This is a genomic window from Microcoleus sp. FACHB-SPT15, assembly GCF_014849525.1.
In the GTDB taxonomy this organism is placed as follows: Bacteria; Cyanobacteriota; Cyanobacteriia; order Cyanobacteriales; family Coleofasciculaceae; genus Symplocastrum; species Symplocastrum torsivum.
In genome coordinates this window covers 52,269-78,030 of record NZ_JACJNU010000028.1, presented here as the reverse complement: position 1 = coordinate 78,030, position 25,762 = coordinate 52,269, and the positions used below count along the sequence as shown (strand labels likewise).

General features: G+C 43.5%; 19 protein-coding genes. 8 read left to right on the top strand and 11 right to left on the bottom strand.

Annotated features, from left to right (window positions below):
• The first annotated feature begins 38 nt into the window (after positions 1 to 38).
• From H6F98_RS08550 to H6F98_RS08535, 4 genes are all read left to right on the top strand, one after another.
• Positions 39 to 782: a phycobilisome rod-core linker polypeptide gene (locus H6F98_RS08550; protein WP_192218248.1), complete on the top strand. Its 744-nt coding sequence runs from the start codon at positions 39 to 41 to the stop codon at positions 780 to 782.
• 123 nt (positions 783 to 905) lie between these two features.
• Positions 906 to 1,667: a phycobilisome rod-core linker polypeptide gene (locus H6F98_RS08545; protein WP_192218247.1), complete on the top strand. Its 762-nt coding sequence runs from the start codon at positions 906 to 908 to the stop codon at positions 1,665 to 1,667.
• A 581-nt stretch (positions 1,668 to 2,248) separates the two neighbouring features.
• Positions 2,249 to 3,205, top strand: coding sequence for a polyphosphate kinase 2 (ppk2, locus tag H6F98_RS08540; protein WP_192218246.1), 957 nt, complete (start codon positions 2,249 to 2,251; stop codon positions 3,203 to 3,205).
• Between the two features lie 102 nt (positions 3,206 to 3,307).
• Entirely contained in the window at positions 3,308 to 5,479 is a 2,172-nt protein-coding gene (locus H6F98_RS08535; protein ID WP_192218245.1) for a glutamine synthetase III, read from the top strand.
• Between the two features lie 59 nt (positions 5,480 to 5,538).
• Here the strand turns inward: H6F98_RS08535 and H6F98_RS33980 are convergent, their stop codons facing one another.
• The 3 genes from H6F98_RS33980 to H6F98_RS08525 are packed head-to-tail and all read right to left on the bottom strand — an operon-like array spanning position 5,539 to position 7,102.
• A complete protein-coding gene (locus H6F98_RS33980) occupies positions 5,539 to 5,661 on the bottom strand; it encodes a hypothetical protein (RefSeq protein ID WP_277927545.1) in 123 nt (40 codons plus the stop codon).
• Positions 5,662 to 5,720: 59 nt separating this feature from the next.
• Entirely contained in the window at positions 5,721 to 6,404 is a 684-nt protein-coding gene (rppA, locus tag H6F98_RS08530) for a two-component system response regulator RppA (protein WP_192218244.1), read from the bottom strand.
• A gap of 47 nt (positions 6,405 to 6,451) precedes the next feature.
• Complete coding sequence (locus H6F98_RS08525) at positions 6,452 to 7,102, bottom strand: glutathione S-transferase family protein (RefSeq protein WP_192218243.1); 651 nt, start codon at positions 7,100 to 7,102, stop codon at positions 6,452 to 6,454.
• A gap of 63 nt (positions 7,103 to 7,165) precedes the next feature.
• On the opposite strand from H6F98_RS08525, the gene hisG reads away from it, so the two are divergent.
• Complete coding sequence (hisG, locus tag H6F98_RS08520) at positions 7,166 to 7,819, top strand: ATP phosphoribosyltransferase (RefSeq protein WP_192218242.1); 654 nt, start codon at positions 7,166 to 7,168, stop codon at positions 7,817 to 7,819.
• A 41-nt stretch (positions 7,820 to 7,860) separates the two neighbouring features.
• Here hisG and H6F98_RS08515 read toward each other — a convergent pair whose 3' ends face one another.
• From H6F98_RS08515 to H6F98_RS08490, 6 genes are all read right to left on the bottom strand, one after another.
• The gene (locus H6F98_RS08515) at positions 7,861 to 8,235 is read right to left on the bottom strand and encodes a response regulator (protein ID WP_192218241.1); all 375 of its coding nucleotides are present in this window, start codon (positions 8,233 to 8,235) and stop codon (positions 7,861 to 7,863) included.
• 314 nt (positions 8,236 to 8,549) lie between these two features.
• Entirely contained in the window at positions 8,550 to 11,417 is a 2,868-nt protein-coding gene (locus H6F98_RS08510; protein ID WP_192218240.1) for a PAS domain S-box protein, read from the bottom strand.
• 683 nt (positions 11,418 to 12,100) lie between these two features.
• Complete coding sequence (locus tag H6F98_RS08505) at positions 12,101 to 13,198, bottom strand: PIN-like domain-containing protein (RefSeq protein WP_192218239.1); 1,098 nt, start codon at positions 13,196 to 13,198, stop codon at positions 12,101 to 12,103.
• 188 nt (positions 13,199 to 13,386) lie between these two features.
• Positions 13,387 to 18,837, bottom strand: coding sequence for an AAA family ATPase (locus H6F98_RS08500; protein WP_192218238.1), 5,451 nt, complete (start codon positions 18,835 to 18,837; stop codon positions 13,387 to 13,389).
• Between the two features lie 291 nt (positions 18,838 to 19,128).
• Positions 19,129 to 19,734 (bottom strand): glutathione S-transferase family protein, encoded by a 606-nt coding sequence (locus H6F98_RS08495; protein ID WP_192218237.1) that lies wholly within the window; start codon positions 19,732 to 19,734, stop codon positions 19,129 to 19,131.
• A 457-nt stretch (positions 19,735 to 20,191) separates the two neighbouring features.
• Positions 20,192 to 20,458: a hypothetical protein gene (locus H6F98_RS08490; protein ID WP_192218236.1), complete on the bottom strand. Its 267-nt coding sequence runs from the start codon at positions 20,456 to 20,458 to the stop codon at positions 20,192 to 20,194.
• A 224-nt stretch (positions 20,459 to 20,682) separates the two neighbouring features.
• On the opposite strand from H6F98_RS08490, the gene H6F98_RS08485 reads away from it, so the two are divergent.
• The 3 genes from H6F98_RS08485 to H6F98_RS08475 all read left to right on the top strand — a co-directional run bounded on the left by H6F98_RS08485 (position 20,683) and on the right by H6F98_RS08475 (position 23,871).
• Entirely contained in the window at positions 20,683 to 22,128 is a 1,446-nt protein-coding gene (locus tag H6F98_RS08485; RefSeq protein WP_192218235.1) for an aminotransferase class I/II-fold pyridoxal phosphate-dependent enzyme, read from the top strand.
• A gap of 147 nt (positions 22,129 to 22,275) precedes the next feature.
• Positions 22,276 to 22,728: a DUF2358 domain-containing protein gene (locus H6F98_RS08480; RefSeq protein ID WP_313929817.1), complete on the top strand. Its 453-nt coding sequence runs from the start codon at positions 22,276 to 22,278 to the stop codon at positions 22,726 to 22,728.
• Positions 22,729 to 23,010: 282 nt separating this feature from the next.
• Positions 23,011 to 23,871 carry a M23 family metallopeptidase gene (locus H6F98_RS08475; protein ID WP_192218234.1) on the top strand — a complete coding sequence of 287 codons (861 nt, stop codon included), beginning with the start codon at positions 23,011 to 23,013 and terminating at the stop codon, positions 23,869 to 23,871.
• A 129-nt stretch (positions 23,872 to 24,000) separates the two neighbouring features.
• Here H6F98_RS08475 and H6F98_RS08470 read toward each other — a convergent pair whose 3' ends face one another.
• Positions 24,001 to 25,359, bottom strand: coding sequence for a GAF domain-containing sensor histidine kinase (locus H6F98_RS08470; RefSeq protein WP_192218233.1), 1,359 nt, complete (start codon positions 25,357 to 25,359; stop codon positions 24,001 to 24,003).
• 2 nt (positions 25,360 to 25,361) lie between these two features.
• Complete coding sequence (locus tag H6F98_RS08465) at positions 25,362 to 25,595, bottom strand: DNA-binding transcriptional regulator (RefSeq protein ID WP_242058442.1); 234 nt, start codon at positions 25,593 to 25,595, stop codon at positions 25,362 to 25,364.
• Between the last annotated feature and the right edge of the window lie 167 nt (positions 25,596 to 25,762).

The following is a 25,762-nucleotide window of genomic DNA, read 5'->3' as shown; positions in this document are numbered from 1 at the left end:
GACAACTGACTAACAACTCACTACTAACAACTATCCCAATGTCAATACCTCTCTTAAACTACAAACCCTCCTCGCAGAACCAGCGAGTTTCAGGTTATGAAGTCCCCAGTGAAGATACCCCTCGGATTTATCGTACAGAAGACTGCCTGGATCAGAATGATGTTCTGGAATTAATCTGGGCAGTTTACCGACAAGTTTTGAGTGAACATGAAATCCTCAAATCTAATCGTCAGACTAGCTTGGAATCTCAGCTAAAAAATCGTGCGATTACTGTGCGTGATTTTGTTCGAGGTGTGGCAAAATCTGATGCATTTTATCGCTTAGTTGTTGAGCCAAATTCTAACTATCGAGTCGTTGAACTGACGCTCAAACGCTTGTTAGGTCGTGAACCTTACAACAAAGATGAAGAGATTGCCTGGTCAATCAAAATCGCAACCTTAGGTTGGGGCGGTTTTGTGGATGCCTTGGTTGATAGCCCAGAGTACCTGGAAAACTTTGGTGAAAACACGGTTCCTTATCAACGCCGTCGCTATAAAGGTCGTCCCTTTAACCTAGTAACACCTCGCTATGGTGAATATTGGCGCGACAAACAGGAAGATGAGCGTTACAAGTGGGGCGCTGTTAGTAACTTCCTGGATATGGCAAGGTCAATTAAGCCAAAAGCCATGACTAATACGGTGACGGTACAGACAGATAATATCAAGATTCCTGATATGACACGGGATACGCCATCGGGAGTACCTGTTTCCGTTGACACTTCTGCTAGTTTCCCACTGCGTTAATCTTGGGGCAATCAAGCAAAAGTTTTGTAGGCGGTCAAATCATGCTCAAATTGAATTATGGGCATCAACAAAAACGCTGAAATCTGATAAGTTTTTGTAATAGTCTAAAAGGGGGATTTTTACATGGCATTGCCATTACTGCAATACAAGCCCACAACCCAAAATGTGAGGGTTCGTAGCTTTGGAGTAGCTGACGAAGACGAAGATACTCCGTACATTTATCGTTTGGAAGACACCAATTCTGCGGCTGAAATACTTGAGCTGATTAACGCTGTTTATCGCCAGCTTTACAGTGAACACGCTGTTCTCCAAGTGAATCGTCAGAAAACTTTGGAATCTCAGCTTAAGAACCGGACACTCACGGTGCGCGACTTTGTTCGTGGTATCGCGAAGTCTGAAGCATTTTATCGCTTGGTGGTTGAGAGCAATAACAACTATCGGCTTGTTGAAGTTTGCCTCAAGCGCTTCCTAGGTCGTGCGCCATACAACAAAGATGAAGAGATTGCTTGGTCAATTAAGATTGGCACTCTTGGCTTCTATGGTTTTGTGGATGCCCTGATTGACAGCGAAGAGTATACCGAAGCGTTTGGTGATTACACTGTGCCTTACCAGCGCAAGCGCATGGAAGGTCGTCCGATTAACTTGGTGACTCCCCGCTACGGCGAAGACTACCGCGAAGTTGTTGGTACGGTTAAAACCGACTGGCGCTTTACGGTGGAGAAGTTCTACAGCCGTAAGTACCAGGAGCGTCAACTTCAGGAAGGCGACCCTCGCAAGTATCGCGATATGGCGGCAAACGTCAATTCCAAGGGCAACTATGCACAAAATGTCTCAGCGTCTAACATTGATTACCTGAGCAAAGTGCCTTATCGGGGCAAACGCTAAAGGGATAATTTAGCCTAAGAACTAGCTGGGTCTAGTTTCCGCTTATAAGATGCCTGGTTTAAAAAATCGGGTGTCTGCTAAGCAGAAGCTAGACCCAATTTTCATGAAAAAGCGATCGCCTTTTTGATAATAGGTAATGGAAAAGAAGTTGCAGTTACCGATTAGTGATTGTCATTGTTCATAGTTTTCACAAGCTACTTTGGACGAAACTACAGAAACTACAGTAAGTTTTCCACGGTTTGATGAGTGTGCTTCTTTAGTTGCTTTCGATACAAAAGTCTTATTTTTCTGTTCCTACTATAGGCGAGTAGGAGATACCTTTAGTGGGGCATAGCGATTACTGGTTGAGAGTTTAATTAAATTTTCTGTTACATCTGTCTAAGAAATTTTTCAGGACTTTAAGGGTGTTGTAAGGTTGTAAGCCTCAGTTTGTGATACATTGCCTCAGAATTCAGCAACTATCAGGTTTCCAGATTCAGTGCAGATTCAAAGGCTGTGTTTTTCTTGAACTTTGCGTCCCCAATTTCCATCAGTTCGCTGTTACTTGCTCCGTACCCCTCTCATGTCATGTAGGGACAATCATGGAAACCGAAAATCTGAACGGTAGCCATTCGCCAACCGCAACGCTAGAGCCTCTAGCCGCAGAACCGAAAGAAACCAAGAACAAGAAAAAAAAGCATAAGGGCAAGAAAAAAGCCAAGCTGAGCAAAACCCCAGAACTGAAAGGGATTTACCATACATCTGAGCGCGAAAGCGGTTCTAAGCTCTCTAAGAAAGAGTACAAAAAAGAACTTGCCCGCCTACAGGTAGAACTGGTAAAAATGCAATATTGGGTAAAGCATACAGGTGCCCGCATTGTCATCCTTTTTGAAGGGCGCGATGCCGCAGGTAAGGGAGGCACGATTAGGCGCATCACCGAACCGCTGAATCCACGTGGCTGTCGAGTCGTAGCATTGGGGACACCCAGCGATCGCGAAAAGACCGAATGGTACTTCCAGCGCTATGTGCTGCATCTTCCTACTGCGGGTGAAATCGTCTGTTTTGATCGCAGTTGGTATAACCGTGCCGGAGTTGAGCACGTTATGGGCTTCTGCACCGATGAACAGTACCAGGAATTCATGCAAACCTGTCCAGAATTCGAGCGGATGCTGGTCAGATCTGGCATTGTTTTGTTGAAGTATTGGTTCTCGGTGAGTGATGAGGAGCAGGAGCGCCGCTTCCAGTCTCGCACGACCGATCCGGCTCGTCGCTGGAAACTGAGTCCAATGGATCTGGAGTCACGCGATCGCTGGGTGCAATATTCTCAGGCAAAAGACGCGATGTTTGCCCACACCAACATTCCCGAAGCCCCTTGGTTCACAGTGGAAGCAGACGACAAAAAGCGCGCTCGCCTCAACTGCATTAGCCATTTTTTGAGCAAAATTCCCTATGTGGATATGACTCCGGAACCCCTGGAACTGCCGCCTCGCAAGAGCGCCCCTCATGACTATGTGCGTCCGCCCCGCAACGAGCAGTTCTTTGTCCCACAAGTGTATTAAGCATTCACCCACGGTGAATGTTATTAACAACGTTGTCCTCACAGTTGCGAGAGTCGATGTTGCACGCTCACATAAACCCCACATTTTTAGGAATCAATCATCATGACCCATGAATTGCGCGTTCAAGCTGTCTCTCAAGTCACCGATCGCAAACCCTTACCGCCCAAGATGCCGCAGCGACTAGAAGCGCTGTGGGCAACGGATGTATTTACGCTGAGCAAGATGCAGGCAAGCTTGCCCAAAGATGTCTATAAATCTGTTAAGAATACGATCCAAACAGGCGGAAAGCTGGATGTATCGATCGCGGGTACCGTTGCCGCTGCGATGAAAGATTGGGCAACGTCTAAAGGGGCATTGTATTACGCGCACGTCTTTTACCCAATGACGAATGCGACGGCTGAAAAGCATGACGGTTTCATTTCGGTGCAAGGGGATGGCAGCGTCATTACTGAATTTACCGGGAAAGTTCTAGTGCAGGGTGAACCGGATGGCTCGTCCTTTCCCAATGGTGGACTGCGTTCTACCTTTGAAGCGCGCGGCTATACGGCGTGGGATGTCACCAGTCCTGCCTATGTGATGGAAACTGACAATGGCGTCACCTTGTGCATTCCCACCGTGTTCATCTCTTGGACAGGTGTTGCCCTAGATAAGAAAACGCCCTTGTTGCGCTCGAATGCAGCGATGAACAAAGCCGCAACCCGCCTGCTTCATCTGTTGGGACACACGGAAGTTGCGCCAGTCAACTCCAGTTGTGGTCCAGAGCAAGAATACTTTTTGGTTGATGCTCATTTTGCCCATAGTCGTCCCGATTTGCTGCTAACAGGCAGAACCCTATTTGGCAAACCCCCGGCAAAAGGTCAGCAATTTGATGATCACTACTTTGGTGCCATTCCCGATCGCGTCCAAGTGTTCATGCAGGACGTAGAAGAGAAAATGTATCGGCTAGGCATTCCGGCTAAAACTCGCCACAACGAAGTGGCTCCGGGTCAGTTTGAGATTGCGCCAGTTTTTGAAGCCGCGAATGTGGCTAGCGATCACCAGCAGTTGACAATGACCATCCTCAAGAGTACGGCGAAGAAACATGGCTTTGTCTGCCTCTTGCACGAGAAGCCGTTTGCTGGAATTAATGGTTCCGGGAAACACGTCAACTGGTCGGTTGGCAATGCCACTCAGGGCAATTTGCTCGATCCAGGCGATACTCCCGATGCGAATATGCAATTTTTGCTGTTCTGTGGGGCGGTGATTCGGGGTGTGCATAAGTATGGCACACTGATGCGGGCAGTTGTTGCCACAGCTAGTAATGATCATCGCTTGGGTGCGAATGAGGCTCCCCCTGCAATCATCTCGGTTTATCTGGGAACGCAACTAGAGCAGGTGTTTGAGCAAATTAGCCAGGGACAGCCAACCAGTTCTGCCCACGCTGGGGTAATGGAACTCGGCGTAGACACGTTGCCAGTGTTCCCCAAAGATCCTGGCGATCGCAACCGCACCTCGCCCTTTGCCTTTACGGGCAACCGATTTGAGTTCCGGGCGGTCGGTTCGGGTCAGTCTGTTTCGGGTCCACTCGTGGCGATGAACACGATCATGGCAGATTCCTTGACCTGGATTGCCGATACCTTAGAGAGCGAGATGGCAAAGGGAACTGACCTCAATGCTGCTGCCAAAACCGTTCTCAAAGAGGTGATGGACAAGCACAGCGCCGTGGTGTTTGGTGGCAACGGCTATTCGGAAGAATGGCACAAAATGGCGGTTGAAGAACGGGGTTTAGCTGACCTGCGGACGACAGCCGATGCGTTACCCGTCTTAAAAGCCGATCATATCGAAGAACTATTCAACCGACTCGGTGTACTCACGCCAATTGAGCTAGAAAGCCGATTTGAGGTTTATGCCGAACAGTATACGCTGGCGATTGAAGTCGAAGCCAAACTAGTGGTGAGTATGGCAAAAACCATCATCTACCCGGCTGCGGTTCGCTATCTATCTGAACTGTCCACAGCGATCGCCAACTCCAAGGCAATTGGCATCGAATTGGACAAGGAAAGCGCCGAAAAAGTGGCATCGCTGATTCAATTGATGATGGATAACGTCAGCAAACTTAGTGCGGCGATGGGCAAACACGATTTTGCATCGCTGGAAGACCACATGCAATATTCTGCCCAAACAATTCGTCCGTTAATGGACAAGGTACGAGAATATGCCGATGCGCTTGAAGAGGAAGTAGCCGATGATTTCTGGCCTTTACCGACCTATCAAGAAATGCTGTTTGTCAAGTAACGGATACAGAACCGTTAGAGCTGTCGCCCTGCAAAACTAAGCGAAGTTTCTACCCTGGCTCAGCCGATGCGATCGCATCGGCTGAGTTTGTTTGGACTCAATTCATCCCCAACTGAATCACTACCTAAATACAGCCGGATAAACTCCTCAGCCACAGTCGAGTTAATCTTCCGCAGTTTCAATCGCCTGTTTTAATTAAGTTGAGATTGATAAAAAGCTTGCACCGTATAGTTGATAGCTTCTAACCACTATCTCCAAAGCGATAACCTTTACCGTAGACTGTGTGGATTAGCGGCGTTTCACCCTTTGCCTCAATTTTGCGACGCAACAAACGAATTAAAGCCGCAACAACATTACTACTCGGCTGTTCGTCTTCTACCCACAAGTGTTGATAAATTTGCCCGTGAGTCAATAATTGCCCACTGTGGCGCATAAAGTATTCCAGCAATTGACTTTCTTTTTCTGACAATTCAATCAAGCGTTCACTGCGATAAGCTAGCTGATTGTCCAAGTCGAGTTCTAGTCCTGCTACTCGTAGGCGTTGACTGGTACTGGTGTCTGTAGCCGCAGAACGCCGTAAGAGGGCGCGAACTCTTGCGAGTAACTCCCGCAGTTCAAATGGTTTAACTAGATAGTCATCAGCACCCGCATCTAATCCCTGTACTCGATCATCTAGAGTGTCTTTCGCTGTCAGAAAGAGAACGGGTGTGGTGCGTCCTTGCGATCGCAATTGCTGACAAATTGCCAAACCCGACAGTTGTGGCAGCATCCAATCCAAAATCAACAAGTCATAAATGTCTTGTGATGCTAACCTCCTACCCGATGCTCCATCGTAAGCGACATCAACACCATAACCCTCACGACTCAATACTCGACTCAATGGGTCAGTCAGCTCAACTTCGTCATCAACTAAAAGGATTCGCATTGTGCTAGCTATCAGCTTTCACCTATCTAGCTTTTATTATCCTTCCCTTAATGCTGAATAGTCTCAATGCTTTCGACCTCGTTGTTTGCAGCTAGTACCCATTCCTGCATCGCTGGAAGTGCCCAAACTGCCTCAGCATAAGCCTGTGCAACTGAATCTAAATGCACCTCATAGGTGACGAACCGCGAGACTACAGGGGCAAACATTGCATCTGCGATCGTGAAATGTCCAAAGAGCAAATCTCCACCATCCCCAAACTTTTCACGACATTCACGCCAAATCGCCGTAATGCGATCGACATCGGCTTGCACACTCGCATTCATCCCCAAACCAGGGTGTCGAGAACGGCAATCCATCGGCATATTTTGGCGTAGACTTACAAAGCCAGAGTGCATTTCAGTGCTAACTGAGCGAGCTAGTGCCCGTGCTGCTGTATCCTCTGGCCATAGGTTTGGTGCAAAGCCCTCTGCAAGATATTCACAAATTGCTAGAGATTCCCAGATAGTCAGGTCGTTGTGCAGCAAAACTGGCACTCTGCCTGATGGAGAATAACGTCGAATTTCCTGATGTGATGTTGGTGTATCTAAGGGAATGCGTATCTCTGCAAAGTTTAGTCCAGCTTGTTTCATGGCTAGCCAAGGACGCAATGACCATGACGAATAATTCTTATTCCCAATAACTAGAGTGAGCTGGGTCATATAAAATAACAAAACTTGACTAATTTATTAATACGAGTTGTTCCTCGTGAACCTAATTTTTTCATGATTACTGTCGCATTGCCAAAAGGCGCTCTTTTTTCTGACAGCATCCGCCTCCTACAATCGGTTGGCTTAGACTTTAGTGCTTTTCTTGACCCAAAAAGCCGTCAACTCCAGATTCAAGATCCTACTGGCACAGCTAAAGCCTTGCTAGTACGAGCGCAAGATGTTCCGGTTTATGTGGAATATGGTCAAGCCCAATTAGGAATTGTTGGTTACGATGTCCTGCGGGAGAAAGCGTCTCAGGTTGCTAATTTAGCAGATTTACAGTTTGGAAAATGCCGGATGTCGGTAGCAGTACGAGCTTCTAGCTCTTATCGACGTTCTTTGGAACTACCACCTCACGGTCGCGTTGCCTCCAAGTTTGTTCACTGCGCTCGCGAGTATTTTAATAACCTGGATTTACCAGTAGAAATTATTCCACTCTACGGTTCTGTAGAACTCGGCCCAATCACAGGGATGTCGGAGGCGATTGTTGATTTGGTTTCAACAGGTCGGACGTTGCAAGAGAATGGCTTGATTGAGATTGATACGCTGTTTGAGAGTACAGCACGGCTGATTGCCCATCCGTTGAGTTACCGTCTGAATACAGATAATCTCTGCAATTGGGTTGAGCAGATTCGGGAAGCTTATACAGTTGGTGTTGTCAAAGGATAGCGATCGCTTTTTTCCTTCGGCAGGAAAATATCTGCTCCCCGTTACACTCTACAGAAACCTTGGACTTTCTCTAGAAGTTCGGGGAAATTAACAGGTTTACGCATCCAGTCATTGGCTCCCGCTAACAACCCCTGTTTGACAAATTCTTCCTCATACGCTGTAACCAGCACAATCGGAAGTGTTGCAAGCTGCTCATGCTCTCGAATTGATAGCGTTACATCAATACCATTCATTTCAGGCATCATCACATCAAGCAGTACTAAGTTCGGTGGTGAAGCAAAGATTTTTTCTAAAGCACTACGACCACTCTCCGCTAGTTCTACGTCATAACCTTCTTCTTCTAAAACAATTTGTAACATAAACAAATTATCTAAAAAATCATCCACCACTAAAACACGGCTTCTTTCTAAATACATTGCCAATTCCTACTTTGACTTGTGAAGGATGCCAACAACTATCCAGAAGTCTTGTCATCATCTATACATAGTTGTGATCAGGAAGTAGACTGTCGTCTTCCTTAAGGGAGACAAATCGACCTCCTATGAAAACAGGCGTTGAATCCCTATCTGAACTGTCCCAATGCCTAATCCCCAACCCGCAGTTCAAATAAGCCTCACGTCCCTGTTGACATTAAACTTGCGTGCCTAACGTTGCCCCCCTCTAGCGAATCACCCGATGTTCAGCACTAAGTAGGCTGTTCCTAGAGCAAGCTTTTAAGGTGATAAACCCCTTATTCTATGGACTGCACTGGATACTCGAAAAGTTGGCGCTCTTTTGTTAGAAACGTCTGTAATTCTGGGATAAGACTACTGTTAGCCGTTGATTTCACACTAGGCTGCTGAATTGGAATTTGAATACAAAACTCAGTTCCTTGCCCCGGTGCCGATACGCAGCGTAATTCCCCACGGTGTTCTGCTACTACAATTTGATAGCTAATCGACAATCCAAGACCTGTACCTTGACCGACAGGTTTTGTCGTAAAGAAGGGGTCAAACAGCCGAAGCCGCACTGACTCCGTCATCCCAGGCCCATTGTCACGAATACGGATGACTACGCTTTTTGAGTCTTGATGTGATTCCAAACTATCTACGATTTCAGTACAAATCTGGATACAAGGTGAGGAAGGAGGACTTAATATCTCACTCTCTACTTGCTCACTGCTGACGGTGTGGGACTCCAGAGCATCAATGGCATTAGCCAGGATGTTGGTAAACACTTGGTTGAGTTGCCCTGCATAACATTCGATTAATGGTAGGGTGGCGTACTTTTTAATCACCTGAATCTTAGGGTGTCCTGGTTTCTCTCTAAGTCGGTGCTGCAAAATTAGAAGGGTGCTGTCGAGACCTTCGTGGATATTGACGTGCTTCATTTTTGCCTCATCCAGCCGCGAGAACGTCCGTAAAGAGGCGACAATATCACGGATACGCTCGGCTCCCACTTTCATCGATTCTAGAAGGTCGGGCAAATCTTCCATCAGGAAGTCTAAGTCAATCTCTTCTGTGTAGTCACAAATAGCTGGTACTGGAACCGGATAGTGCTTTCGGTAAAGGTCTACTAGATCGAGTAGTTCCTGAATATATTCGCCAGCCGGGGTTAGATTGCCATAAACAAAGCAGACGGGATTATTAATCTCGTGAGCAATTCCTGCAACCATCAATCCCAAACTTGACATTTTTTCGCTTTGCACGAGTTGGGCTTGGGCTTTCTTGAGCTGGTGTAGGGTTTGTTCGAGTTGAGTCGCTTGCTCTCTAAGCTGGGCTTCTGATTGTCGGAGAGCAACCTCAGCTTTAGAACGCTCGTGCTGTAGAGAGAGTGCGGCGGCGGCGGCTCTTAACAAATCGACTTGTGAGGCTGACCAGACTCGTGCTTCTTCACAGTTGGCGAAGACGATAAATCCAAAAAACTGCTCATTCACCATTAGGGGTAAAACTAAGAGAGATAAAAACCCAATACGCTCCAAAACCACACGCTCTTGATCAGGAAATTCACTCACCCGTCCCATTATCGTTTTACCCTTTGCCAATACCTTTGCCCAACGAGGTACAGATTCGTTGTAGGGTAGATTCTGAGGTGAGGATGTCTCTGGGTTGGAGAAGGGTGTGGTTGCTTTCCACTGTCCGCGCTTGCTGAGTAGCAGTTGCCCGTTGGTGTCGTAGGAGTTCTCAAAGACATAAACATGACTAGCGTTAGCCGCTTGACCGAGCAGTTCTAGGATTGGTGTATAGTAGTTTTCCTCCCCTTTGAGTGACAATAAGCGGTGCTGAACTTCCACTAAGGCAGCTAGGTAACGTTCGCGTTCGGCTAAGGTAGATTCGGCTTGCTGACGTTGGGTGATATCAGTGGCTACACCAATTAAGCCTGTGACTTGGTCGTTTTTGTCTCGTACTGGGGTTGCGCGGTTTTCATACACCGAGTCACCGACGTTGACAATCCAAGAGCGATCGCTACTTTGAAGGACATCGAGAAGATTTTCTCGTATCTTTAGTTGGTCACGGTACAGGTCAAAGTCTGACTCTCTCAGGAATGTACCCGGCTGATGGCCTAAACGCTCAAGTCCCCTGCCTTCTAAAAGTTTGAGCTTACCGTTACTATCGGTAGCATATAAAATAATCGGTGCTTTGGTGACCACCGTATGCAAGCGTGCCTCACTTTCCCAGAGTGCTGACTCTGCCAACTGACGCTCAATCATTTCTGCTTGCAAAACTTCATTGGCTTGGAAAAGTTCGTTGGTTCGTTTCTCTACCCGTTGTTCTAATTCTTCATTCGCCCGACGTAAGACATCCTCTGCCTCTTTACGCTTAGTGATGTCCTGCACCAAGGACGCAACTCCGACGCAGGAGCCGTTTGGTTCAATTAAAGGAATGTTGTACCATTCGCAAAATAGACTTCTGCCATCTGGCGTATAGTGCTGGTTACTGTTACAGCTTCCGCTTTGACAATTCAAGAGGTCTTGCCAAATCTTGTTGAACTGTTCTTTGTCACATCCAGGCACCATCAATGTGGTGGCATGTTGCCCTCTCGCTTCACTCTTGTTATAGCCAAACATTGTCTCGGCAGCAGGGTTCCACTCACTCACTTCGCAATCAAGATTCCATTCAATGACAGCTAGCGGTGTTTGCTGCACCAAGAGGGATAAGCGTTGTTGTGATTGCTTGAGTGCTGCTACAGTTTGCCGATGCTCAGCAATTTCCTTTTCTAGAGCATAGTTGGCAGCTTCCAATTGGGCAGGACTTGGTAAGGCTAATGCTTGTGGGAGCAGGGATACTAATTCGGAAGCGGTGTACAAAGATGCGATCGCAGTAACCGCTTTCATGAAACCTGTTACCCAATAGTAAGGGTGCCAGAGCGTCCAGATTTCTAGCAAGTGGGTAGTGCCACAGGACAAAATGAAGGTACTAAATAAGAAGAAAATCCCCTGAAATGGAACATCGTGACGCCGACGCACAAAATAGACTAGCAGTAGGGGAATTGAGTAGTAGGACAGTGCAATCAAAAAGTCCGACGCGGCGTGCAACCACACCAATTCTGGCTTCCAGAGATAGCAATGTCCATGAGACATGAAGTTTCCGGAGAAGAAGTCGTTCAAATGGTTCAGCATACACTGTTCAAAATCTGTCCCTTGACAATTCGCTGCTAGTCGTGGCTAAAGTTCAACGTTGGCTCAATAAATAGTCTGTGCCTTCCGTTGTTAATACCAAGTTGCGGTCAAATGTAGTACATTCTTTTCCCCAACTCTCTATCGACTGGGTGTACCATCTTTGAATGCAACTCGGTATAAGTCCGCTTTTCTAATATTTCCCTTCAACAAAGTATTAATGAACACAGCAATCTCAGTGTAAATCTCGAAAAATCAGTACCTATAACTATCTATGACACTTTCTTAGGCTAATTGGCTCAGAGTAAATACTGATCTTTCGGATACTCACTAAATATTGAGGTTTGAGGGGTAAGAAGCTTGAGTTCTTCGAGGTTTGCGGAATGACAAAGAGGTTGTGCAAATAGGCACACAGCACTAAAGGGACATAAGCCTCTATTCTTCAATATGAAGAAGCTTGTTTAAGCAATAGGTACTCTGTCTACTGCCACAGCCATCAAGACGGGTAATTACTAGAAGGCACTGTGGAAAGGCAAAGGCGATCGCTTTTAACTTGTCCCAACATCCATAAGCAGAAATCCTGCTCTGCTAGTTGGGGAAGAATCCTGCAAGCCCCTGGCTCTCGGACTTACAAAGCAGCAGATAATACTTAAGCGTCAAGTCAAGTTTACACAGCAGTTTGTTTCTTAACCCAGCTTGCGACACGAGTAAACTTCCTTAATATTAGTATTAAAATATCTTCCATGCGATGGAGCATTCATTAACTCTGTATAAACCGTAGGAGGAACGTCAATATACTGATAAACTTCTCCCCTACGAAACTCAATTTCAAGCACTTGAGTTGACGAATCATAGCCAACACTACGGAGATAGTTAGACTCAATAGGGATGCGCTTAGTCGCTGAATCCTGAAGCATTATTTCTCTTGCTTCTTTCACAGCTTCTGGCTTCACTGGTAGATTGAGAAACTTCTCTGCATAATCAATAAATTGAGCGCTGTGATACATATAAAATTTAAAATCTTCTACCCCAACCTCAGATATGATTTCTTGAATCAAATCCGGTCTAGGTTCAACCGTTTCCCCATCATACTTTAGCCACCAGTCTTCTTTATCATCATCGGTAACAAAGATAATCGGTTTTTGCTGAACTCTCGCGTAGTCAATTAACTGGAACCAAAGAACAACATCACCATAATTTTTAGGGACAGGCTTCTTCGCATCCTTGTATCCTGGGGGTCTTTTATAACTGAATCGTTTCTCCGCTTTTTGATAAATATTTTCTAGTTCATCCTCACAATAGGGTTTGCCAACCTTCCCTTCTAATAAATCAGTCAGTATTTCTCGAAGGTCATCTTTTTCGAGATAGTTGGGATGATTGGATTGGGCTAGCTTTATTTTTGCTTTAATTTCTTCAATTGAATTTTCCAGATGTTCTAAAATTTCCTGCGTGTTAAGGAAAGGATGGCGCTTATAGTCTTTGAATAGCTCAGTCCTTAAATTATAGAAATTCTTGTTTAAGATACTTTCGATGTCTGCATAGGCTTTAATTTGGTCAGAAATAACATACAAGCGGTTTTTCTGGTATTCATAAGCAACTTGATGAGGTATCCAGATTCGCTCATTTAAGCCATTAATAATCTCAAAAAATCTCTCTTGCGTTTCGGGAGTGTAACTATAGATATGCAACAAAACATTGGCATCGAAAGAAAAGATACACTGCTGCCAGATTTTGGCTAACTCTTCTGGCGTAGGCTTGTAATAGCCACGAAATAAATCTCGCATATCCAGTTTTGAAATCTACACTTATTTATATAGTAAAGAGATTTAGTCGTTTGTGGTAGTGCTCTTTAGGCTGGGTGTGCTGGATTCCTGAGTCTCTTATTGCTATAGACTGAGACTTATTACTAACTCTTGCGTCTCGTTAAATGTAGTAGAACCTAGTTCAACATACTAACTAGATGCTGAGGAACCTAGACAGCTTCCAACCTACAGCGTGATTGATAGACTTGAGCAACCGTGTCTCTTGGATTAAGGCTTAAGACTGCTTCAAAACATTGTGCGGCTTCCGGGAAAGCGTGCTGATGGTAGAGAAACAAACCTTCTTCAAAACAAGCTTTTGTAGCTAACTTACTCTCTTTAATTTCAGGTTCGTCTCCATCAAACACTTCAAAGACTGCTATAGCTTTGGACTTTCCCTTAACTTTCACTTGCTCAATGAAACGGAGATTATATTCCATTGGGTTTTGCAAACGCGCCAAAGTCTGGTGGGAGATTAATAAAGAAACTCCATAATTTTTCGTCAAGGTTTCCAGACGTGAGGCTAAATTGACTGCATCACTAATCACTGTACCGTCCATCCGGTTTTGTCCGCCGACTGTCCCTAGCATTAACGAACCCGTATTGATGCCAATCCCAATTTTTATCGGTATATAGCCAGAATTAATGCGATGTTGATTGTAGTCAGTTAGACGGTGTAGCATAGCAATCCCGGCTTTAACAGCATTATCTGCCTCACCGCTAAATAGTGCCATAATCGCATCACCTATATATTTATCAATAAATCCCTGGTTTTCAATAATCACCGATTCCATACGAGACAGATAGGCATTAATGAATTTGAAATTGTCCTGGGGAGTTAGAGTTTCGCTCAAACTCGTGAAAGCACGGATGTCAGCAAAGAGAATAGACATCTCCTGCTGGACTTGGTCGCCTAATTGAACATCAACAATGCTTTCTTTATCTAAAAACTGGAGAAACTGACGGGGAACAAAGCGTTCATAAGCCTTGTTTAGTTCTGCTAGTTGATTATAGAAACGAGAATTTTTAATAGAAATGGCAGCTTGAACAGATAGCATATTTAACACCTGAATTCTGTCTGGTGTAAACGCGCCTAAAATGAGATTATTTTCTAAATAGACAATACCGCTAAGTTTTCCTTGATTAATCAATGGGTTACAAAGGATGGATTTTGGTTGGTGTTCCTTGATGTAAGAATCGTTGGTAAATTTACCTTCCTGGGTAGCGTTATTTAAGACAACACTTTCTCTTGTTCGAGCCACATAATTGATGATGGTTGCGGAAACAAACTGATTGTTCTCAACAGGAATTGACTGTAAAACAGTAACCTGATCAGAACCCACGACACCTTCTGCTTCAATCAGCAATTTACCTTTGGTTTCTAAAATTAAGAATCCTTTTTCCGCTCCAGCATTCTCAATGAGGATTTTCATCAAGTTTACCAGTAGCTTTTCCAGCACAATATCCTCGTAAATTGTTTGTGAGGCTTTCATTACAGTGGCTAAATCGAGTACCTCACCTGATACTTCACCGGAACTATTACGAGTACCTAGTTGTGCTGTGGTTTTACCTTGAACTCTGATACTGCTAGACGCAATTAACTGTGGATATCGTTGAGCTAAATCCTTAGTTTTAGCTGTAGCACCCCAAGTTAGATAGCAATAATAAGCATCCTGCATATAGACTTGAGCAATCTTCACTTTACCTTTGCCTAGATAAAACCTGGCAGCGAGTTCATGAGCAAGTGCTTCTTCATTAAGATAGCCATTGTCTTTAGCCAATGAGATAGCGCGATCATAATTCTCCATAGCTTGAGTATCTTGACCCAAAAAATGATACCGCTCTGCTTCCACCAAATAAAACTTATGCAGGTGATTCATTGGCGCATAACTTGACCAGTTTTTGAGTTTTTTCTGGTTTGCTAGTACTTTTTTGAGTAGAACATTAGGTTTGAAGGCAAGAGAATGAGTTAAAACCGATAATTTAATTAGAGAATTATAAAAATAATAGATAGGAACAAGTAGCAACCCGGTTGCATTATCCAAGTATTTTTCGGCTTTACGGATATTTTCAAATGCCTCTAAATAATCTTGAAATGTATAGCAGAGAATAGCTTTGTGTAGATATACATTGAAAATTGCATTTCTGTCATTAGACTGAATATGAAGAGGTAGCAATATCTCTTCATCATAAGCTTCCCCAACCAAACGACAGGGGTTTTCAGTTTTCCCCATCAAGTTTAAGACAACTTGACGATATCTCTCATTCATATAAATGAATTTAGTTTGCTTGAGTTGCTTGATAATATCACTATAGTTTTTTATCTCCTGCTCAAGGCTCGTTAGTTCTTTGCCTATAAAATAGGAATGGTAAGAATACACCATTGCTGAACGTGCAGTAAATTCCAAATCACCTGTTTCTAATCCTCCTTTGTAAGCTTCTACAAAAGGGTCTAACGTTTCTCTTACATGCTCTCGCCAATGAATTATAAAATCATTAACGACTAGTAAGACTTTAGCTTTAAGTTCTCTCGTGTTAAGCTGTGATAGTAAAGCAAGTGCGAGTTGACCAAATTGATAACCAGCATCAATGTTTCCTACTACTCCAGATAAAATTTGTCCGTAAGTTGCATAGGCATAGGTAGATAAAGAGGTGTTGCCATATTTCAGGGATAAGTTGAGAGCTTTAAGGGCAATCAGGGGAAACAATTTAGGGCTACTAAAAGAAGCAGCAGAAATTACACTACAGAGAATCCGCATTGCTGCTAGCTTGATTGGATCTGTCATTTGAGGGAGGTTGATTAAATCCTCAATTGGTTTTCCTACCAAAGCTAATTTTGTTTGCCACAAAGCGATCGCAATTTGAAACCTCCTGGGTTCTTTAGGAAGGTTTATCTCCAAAAGCTTTAGCACTGTTAGAGCCGTACTCACCGCTTCTTTGGGTTTATCCTGCGCTATATAAGCTTGAATTCTCACTTCATAGACTTTCACTTTGTCTAGCACTGTTTTAGCTTGTTGCAGCACTACCTCTGCTAATCGCTCCATTTCCTCGAAATTCCTGTAGAGGTAGGCTACTTCTGCTGCTTTTATATATAGTGCTAGAGCCAATTCATATTGAGTTTGCCAATGCTGTACCTCCAATAGTGCTAAGCCAACTAGCAGGTATTTGAACGAAGGTTCATAAGCCGTTGCCGTTTTTGCTTTTTTACTGGCTATTAGATTAAGTTGGGCAAGTTCATTTCGTTCTGACTGATGATTAATGAAGGCTAATCCTAGGTTTAACTGGTTAACGATGTCAAAGATTTTCTCCTCTCGTTCGTCTAGTGGAGTATTCTGTAGGAGCAATTGCCCAACTTGCCGATGCATTAATTGCTTAGACTCATCAGGAATTAGAGAATAAGCTGCTTGCTGAATCCTGTCATGAACAAATTTATACTCAACAGTTAGATTATTTGATGATTGAGGTACATCTAATTCAATAGACTTGTAGGCATCACCCAAGGGTAAGATTAAACCTTCAGCAACGGCTGCATGTAAAGAAGTGGCTGTTTCCCTAAGTGACTGTTCATCAACAAGAGCTAACGTTTCAAGCTCAAACTGATTACCAATACAAGCCGCCAACTTTAAAACCCGTTGCGTACTACTGGGCAACTTTTGAATTTTAAGAGCCATCAGTTCTACAACATTATCAGTAATGCTAGCCAAGCGAATTTTGTCTAAATTCCACTCCCATCCTTCTTTGCTACTCTTTTTGCTCAGGAGAGACTGAGGGGGAATAAAATTTAATAGTCCATCTGTATAAAGAGATTTTAAGAACTCAATTAGGAAAAACGGATTACCCCCAGTTTTTTCTAGTACTAATTTTGATAATGATAGAGTTATATCTGTGCTAAGTTTAAGAGTATCTGAAATGAGCTGATTGACAGTAGACAATTCCAAAGGTTTTAGAAAAATTTCATTAACAACCACCTCAGCTTCTTTAATCTTTTTAAGAGTAATCATCAAAGGATGAGCCGTACTGACTTCATTATCTCGATAAGCTCCTATTAGAAATAGATGTTGGCTATCTGAGGAAGTCATTAGCATGTGTATCAACTTCAACGATGCACCATCTGCCCACTGCAAATCATCCAAAAATATTACTAAGGGATGTAAAGGGTTAGTAAAAACTTTAATAAAGTTTTGAAATACCAAATTAAAGCGATTTTGAGCTTCTGCTGGAGTGAGTTCTGGAACCGCAGGTTGCTTGCCGATAATCAGTTCTACTTCAGGAATAACATCAATAATTACTTGTCCGTTAGGTTCCAAAGCGGCTAAGAGTTTTTCCTGCCATTGCTGAAGCTGTGCTTCGCTTTCAGTTAACAGTTGCCTAACTAACCCTTGAAAAGCATCAACTATTGCGGCATAAGGAATGTTACGTTTATATTGGTCAAATTTACCAGATATGAAATAGCCTCGTTTCTGAGTAATGGGTTTATAAATCTCTGCAACTAACGCTGATTTGCCAATCCCGGAATAACCGGAAATTAGCATCATTTCAATTTTAGAGTGGGGGATGTGAGCCGAATTTTGGATTTTAGATTCGGTATTGGAAGCTGGAAATTGAGGATTTTCTTCTCCCCCTCTTTCTATATCCTCATTCTCCTCATCTTCCTCTCTCTCTCTTTGCCCTATTGCAACTCGCTTAAAAGAGGTGAGAAGAGTTTCAATCTCTCGTTCCCTACCGTAAAGTTTTTGCGGGATTTGAAACTTGTCAGAAATATCTTGACGAGCAAGGGGAAAGTCCAAGACTTCGCCAAGAAACTGCATTTGTATCAAACATTCTTCTAAATCAGCTTTTAGTCCCCAAGCGCTCTGATAGCGCTCCTCAGCTGTCTTCTCTAATAATTTCATTACTATATCTGAAACAACTTGGGGAATATTTGGATTAATTTGATGAGGAGGTATTGGTTGTTTAGCGATATGGCAATGAACCAACTCTAGTGCATCTGTAGTATCGAAAGGCAATTTATTTGTCAGTAGATCATAAAAGGTGACACCCAACGAGTAAAAATCAGTTCGGTAATCCAGTGAGCGGTTCATCCTACCAGTTTGCTCAGGCGACATATAGGGTAATGTACCTTCTAAAACATTTGGATTTTTGAGTGTAGGATTTTCACGGCTTAGTACAGTGGAAATACCAAAGTCGATGAGTTTAAGTTGTTCGGTAGCTGGATTAAAGACAATATTAGATGGGTTAATATCTTTGTGGATGATGTTAGCCCTATGAATAGCACTTAAAATCTCAGTTATCTTAATGGTAATTTTTAGGAATTCTAAAAGCGTCAACGGTTGCTCATTAAGCAACTGCGCTAAGGATACTCCACCAAAATCTTCAAAGATAATGATCAAAGTCCTCTGATAGGGTTCTAAGCTGTAAGCCTTGACTATACCCTCTAGATTCAAGCTACTGGTGATTTCATATTCCTGCTTATACCGAGTAAGTTCATTGACGGTAAGATAATCTTGTTTCAGAACCTTGAAGATAACTGCTTGGTTATCGAGTTCTCGAATGCCTCGATAGACAAGCGAATTAGAACTTTCGTAGATTTGGGTGAGAACTTGGTAACCAGGAATAGTGATCATAAGCAGTTGCAGATGTCGCGCTTGTAGAGTCTGTGCGGCAGTATTCTGTAAATTGCTTCAGAGAATCCCTCAATTTTTGCATAACCGGGCAAGGAATCTGGTTTTTATGGCATCTTTTTAACGTTTGCGTCTTTAAAGTAGAACTTCAGTACATCACCTTCACGCATTAGCTTGCCCGGAACTTCAGCAAATCTTATGACACAACAAAAATCAGGGTGAACACTGTTCGCCCCGTACCTAAATAATGATTATGTTATTTCTGGATGCCTTCGCAGCTCTTATACGTAGTGTCTAGGTTTGTGTGATGCTAATATGCTTGGGCTGAGCTTTGACTCGTTCCAGCCAAGCCAATATGCAAGGAAATCCTGTCAAATCGAAACCACCTTCATCCGCCACATGAGTATAAGCAAACAAGGCGATGTCTGCAATGGTATAACGCTCACCAACAAAGAACTGGTGATTCATTAGATGTTTTTCCATAACCTTGAGCGCAGCATAACCCGGTTCGCGCTTTTGGTTAAGTGCCTCCCGATACTCTTCTGCTTTACCCAGTTCAGCAATCCAAAATCTGGAGGTCGCGATATAAGGCTCATGACTATACTGTTCAAAAAATAGCCATTGCAGCACTTTTGCTCGTTCCCAACGCTCATTTGGAAAAAACTCAGTTCCTTCGCTTAGATAGAAGAGGATAGCATTGGATTCTGAGAGAAATTCTCCGGCTTCCGTCTCCAAAAGGGGGATACGACCATTTGAGTTTTTGCTTAAGAACTCAGGTGTTCGGGTTTCCCCCTTAAGGATATTGAGTTCTATTCGCTCAAATGGAATACCAAGCTGTGTAAGTAAAAGACGAACTTTGTAGCCGTTTCCAGAAGGCAAAAAATCATACAAGCGTAGCATTATTCTGGGAAATTAAATAAATGAATATCAATGATACAAAAGAGTAGAGTCGTTAGAGGTATTCTTTTTTACAAGAACCAATTTATCAGTCTAATGAATAGTAATATACTTATATATTCAAGTATATGAATAGAGAAACGTGGAAAAGAGAAACCAAAATAAAGTTTCTTTTAAACTTACTATTTGTCAATATCTATTGAACGGCTGACAAACTTTCCATAGAAAATACTGAAACGCCAGAACCACATTATAAACGGTAGAAGAGTGTCTTTAATGCTGGAATAATTTTGTTTGTATAATTTGTAGGATTCAGCATGAAAGTGGGGTTTCATTTATTTAAGCCTTAAGTTATTCGTAAGCAAATTAGTCGATTGCCCTGCAACGTCACTTGTTGATACAGGGCAATTATAGCAAGAGTAAGCAGCTTGAAAACAAGGTTCTCAGACCGAAATAAAGCTTAGTTGTAGTACCGTTGCTCAATCCATGTCCGAAGCTCAGCTTCGGAACTTTGAATCGTTGAGCGATCGCTTACTGTATCGTAAGCGTGCCAAGATTTATTTCCATAGCGGTCTGTTGTTATCCAAATTCTTAGCTCATCACCATTAGCAAATAATTGGATAAATACTTGCAAAAGATTTTTAAGTACAGAACCTAGTGGCAGTTTTTTAGGCTGACCGTATAAGGAGTTATCAAATACATTAAATTCTGCGTTAGAAGTTTTCATTGCCGCTACTCCTCCTAAAAGATGAGTTTGTTATCTCTACTTTCTTTCAGAACTATTGAGTTGATAAGGTACAAATTCAAAAAGTTTTAGTAGTACAGTTTTGGTATTATTAAAGTGTTCTAGTAAAACTCAGCAAAACTGTACCAGCCAAGAGACATAGAAAATCGGATATAGTTCAGAAAATCATCTAGAGCATCATTCACTTTCAAGAGGGACTTGGCACCGTGAAAATTCCTTTAGACCGGAACTCCGCCCAAGCCGTTTATTTGCAGATACGCGATCGCATTCGTCGTCTGATAGAATCAGGCGCACTACAGCCTGGAGACCAACTTCCCTCAATTCGCTCCCTCGCTGAAACTGCACAGGTCAACAAACTAACTGTCATTGAAGCGTATAGTGTCCTAGAAGCCGATGGGCTAATTCATGCTCGTCAAGGCTCTGGCTACTTTGTCAGTTCACCACCAATTGCTTGTCCCCAATCTACGAGTCACTTTGCCCCACCCCAAGAGGTGATTCTGTCAGAGCAACAAGGAGGAACATTCTTTGATTTCTATGTAACCTCAGTTTCTGCACAGCAGCAGGCAGGAATGATTAACCTGGGTATTGGTTTCCCCTCCAGCTCAGGGTTAGAGGATTTGCAAACCATTGCAAGACGCGCCATGAAGCAGGTAGGGTCTACCTTATTTAATTACGACCTGCCTCACGGACAGTTAGCCCTACGGCAACAAATTAGCAGAATGCTGGTGCAGCAAGGACTAGAGGTAACACCAGAGAATTTGATTATTACGAATGGCTCTAAACAAGCGTTATCTCTAGCACTCCATTACTATGTGCAACCCGGAGATTGGGTGATTGTCGAGAGTCCCACTTATCACGGGATACTAGCGATTCTCTCAAGTTTAAAAGCCAGAGTTATTGGCATTCCCATGACAGCAGAAGGGATGAATCTAGAGCTACTAGAGCAGTACCTCCACACGCATCGTCCCAAACTAATCTACACTGTCAGCACTCTGCATAACCCGACAGGAGTGACCACCTCTCAAGCTCATCGCTCCTTATTGTTGCGACTAGCCCAGCGCTACAACTGTGCAATTCTCGAAGATAACGCTTATGAAGGCTTAAACTTTGAACCCGCACCACCACCAATCAAAGCGTTAGACCAACAGGACATCGTGACCTATATTGGCACCTTCTCAAAAACGTTGATGCCCGGTATCAGAGTCGGCTACATGGTGGTGACAGGCAAGCATTATCAGCCTTTGGTCGAATGCAAGCTGCTTCATGACTATCATGTCTCGACAGTAGCCCAATCTATTGTTAGTGAATATTTAGCTTCAGGGCATTACCGTCGTCGCATCTCTCACTTACAGAATAAACACCGACAAGGTAGAAATGCCATGCTAAGTGCTTTAGAGCGCTACTTTCCACCTGAGGCATCTTGGACAGTTCCTAATGGAGGGATTTTCCTGTGGGTACAAATCCCTTCAGATATATCGATGCCAGCCATTTGTCAGGCGGCGCTGGCGCATCATGTTCTTTTTGCTGACGGAACCTGGTTTTTCCCAAATCGTCAGGGCTACAATGCGATGCGTTTGAGTTTTTCCCTCAATCCCGATGCGATTGAACAGGGAATTTCAATTCTCGGTCGATTGCTAAAAGATGAGAGATGAGGTACAGCTCAGGTGTGTAAAACAAGAGACAGAACAAGGAAAACAAAAAAGCTGATAGCTGATAGCTGACGGCTTTCTGCCCCTTGTTGAGGATAATCCTGGAACAAGGCACAATGATTTAAAAGTGATGTGGCAGGGAGGGAATCAGTGACGACTTCTGAAAATTTGAGCAAAAGCCAGTATGAGTTGCAGGTAGAAAGAGTCATTGAAACACTTTATAATGACCTGCCAACACTATTCGAGAAAGACATCTCTTACGAGATTTATACGAAGGACATCTACTTTCAAGACCCCGTTAATCGATTCAAATGGAAATTTAACTATCGCATCATCTTCTGGACTCTACGATTTCACGCTCAGCTATTTTTTACAGAAATTCACTTCGATTTGCATGATGTTTCGCAGCTAGCTGAAGACATCATAAAAGCGACCTGGACAGTTCGTGGGACTCTGCGCGTTCCCTGGAAAGCTAGCATCTTCTTCAATGGTGACTCTACCTACAAACTCACTAAAGATGCTCTAATCTATAATCATCTCGATACCTGGGATCGTAAGCCTGGTGAGATTTTGAAGCAGTTTTTCCGCAAGGATTCAGCATGACTAAGTTTATAATCTAAATTCCTCTTTGTAGTTTTTTATACAAACTGTTGAATCAGGTAGCGCTAGCTAGCCAGTAGCCAGAACAATTAAAACTAAAGTAACGATTTTAGGATGATTTGGATGTTAGAGAGCTTATATCTAAGTAAATACGATAAGCTGTGCGATCGCTTTTGTATAAATCTACTAACTCAATAATTTATTATCCTGATTTCTCTATCTAAGAGTGAAACTATATAGACTAGCAAGCTCTTTCTAGGTTGTTCTTCTCAATAGTTTGATTTTATGAGAAAAGGCACTATCTCTCGATTGCTTTCAACCAGTTTGATGGGGTTAATCTCATGCAGTGCAGTGGTATGGGTAAGTCCTTCGGTTCTCACTCAGCCAACCACTAATTCCGTTGCCACACGCTACCGTTCAAACTCTGCTGTCTATATGTGGCCGGCGCAAGGAGATATTACTCAAGGTTTTAAGGCTACTCACGAAGGGCTGGACATTGCAGGCCCTTCTGGGACTCCAATTGTTGCCGCTGCATCAGGTGAAGTTACCTTTGCAGGTTGGGGTGATGATGGATTAGGTAATTCTATAGAACTTCAGCATAGCGATGGGAGCGTTACTGTCTATGGTCACAACAAACGCCTGTTGGTGAGAAAAGGTCAACAAGTCAGGCAAGGTCAAGTTATTGCTGAGATGGGTACTACAGGTAATAGCACAGGTTCTCATCTCCACTTTGAAATTTATCCTGACGGTTTTCAATCAGCTGACCCTTTCCCTAGATTACCACCCTTAGTATCAGGGAAGATTCCAGCACCACAACCTGTTGCCAACGCTCCTGAACCCCTTAACTTTGCACCTCCTACGTCTATGTCTGTATGGACTGGAGGGATATGTAGTGATGAAGCTGTTATTGAAGGGGAGACGGCAAACTTTCTTGTAAATGTCTGTTTGGAGAATGGTCGGTTATTTTACTTAGGGCAATCTAAGCAGAATCCTACCGTTACGGTTCGGCTCCCTGCTCGTAGTACTCGTGACGGCTGGTATCGTGCTGATAACGGCAACTATTCCTACTATGTCAGCGCTACTCAAGTAAAGGTTTTACAGAATGGTCGTCAAATCCGTTCTGAGCGTTTGTACAAACGAGGTTGATAACGGGAGTAGGTAACTTTTGGTTATTCGTTCCTTAAGTATTTGTCAAGCCATAACAAACATCTACAGCGGTAGGTGTGTAAAACTTGCGTAGGGAGGAAGGAAAAGAAAAAAGCTGATAGCTGACGGCTAACTGCTATAGTTAGCGACTGGATGAAAAGGAATCTGTACTGTAAATCTTGTCCCTACGCCAACTTCACTTTCGACGGCAATCTTGCCATCCTGGAAATCGACAAACCTTTTGACAATCGCTAGCCCAAGTCCTGTCCCAGGAATATCACCAACATTATTGGCTCGATAAAATGACTCAAACAAGTGAGGTAGGTCTTTTTCTGGGATACCGATGCCAAAATCTTGAATCTGGAAAATCAACCCACCCTCTTGACAAAACAGTTCAAAATTAACTGTGCCGCCATCCGGTGAATACTTAATAGCATTGCTCAGTAAGTTGCTAAGAATGTGCCTTAGCAGTTTTTGATCAAGGTTTGCCTTAATGTCTTGAGCGTGATTGACGAAAGTCAGGCTATGGTGGTTGCTAACATTCGGTTGCAATTCTTCGATCAGATCGAGGCAGAATTGTTTCAAATCAAGAGGAGAGGGATTAAATTTTAGCTTTCCAGCGTCGGCTTTACCAATTAGCAGTACATCATCTAGCAACAGAGTCATGTGTTGGACAGCGTTTTGAATGCGCTGGAGATGGCTCTGTTTTTTTTCCTTAGACCATTTATCACTGTAATATTCTAGTAAGTCAGCAGAACCCATGATTGTTGTTAAGGGAGTGCGGAATTCGTGAGAGGTCATGCTGACAAAGCGAGATTTGAGTTCATTGAGTTCCTTTTCTTTTTCCAGCTTAATTCTCAGATCCATCTGGGTAATAACTTGTCGCCCCAAAGCTCTCAGAGCGTCAATTTGCTCACGATTTAGACGGCGTGGAATCCGATCAATCACACATAAAGTACCAAGGGGATAGTTATCAGCTGTCACCAAGGGAACTCCTGCATAAAACCGGATGTCTGGGTCAGATACTACCAAGGGATTGGTGGCAAACCGCTCATCATCTAATGCATTGGGCACAATGAACGGCTCACTAGGAGAGAGAATCGCATGGGCGCAGAAGGCTAGTTCCCTTGGTGTTTCTGTGGCTTCTAAACCGACTTTTGATTTGAACCACTGACGATTGCTATCAATTAGGCTAACTAAGGCAATCGGGGTACCGCAAATAAAGGAAGCTAAAGCCGTCAGATCATCAAAGGCATCTTCTGGGGGAGTATCAAGAATCTCGTAACGCTGGAGTGCCTCTAGCCGCGCGGCTTCATTACTAGGGTTAGCTGCTGGTGAAGCTTTTGCTATCGGTATGTTGTTTCTCTTTTTCTGTCTATGTCTATGTAGGTAACGCAACTTTAAAAAGCTTTGGTTCAGGGAGCGATGCAGAAAACGAATAACTTTGCTGGTCTCTAACAGGGATCTGACAAAACTTCTACGAGACATCACTACTCCCTAATATATAGCTGAGATAACTGGCTTGTGCGATCGCTTATCTCATTAAGCTTCTGCTCAATTAGCTTCAGCGCCATCGGAGAAGGACTCGTGCGTCCATTCTCCCAACGGTTAATTGTTGGGTATGTCACACCCAAAAAAGCTGCAAACTGCTCTTGTGTCAGTCCCATTGACTGCCGAAATTCACGAATGAATTGGCTAAACTCTACCTGATTTATGACTTTCATGTTTTTAACATCCATTGCATCTGATGTAGCAGGTAACATATCATCGGCTACACAATAACTCAGCTCTGGGAACTCTAAAAACAGAAAATTTACGGAAATCACCTGACTTCGACTCAGGACTCTAGGGAAACCACGGTTGAAAAATTTTAAATGTTAGCCTAGACCTT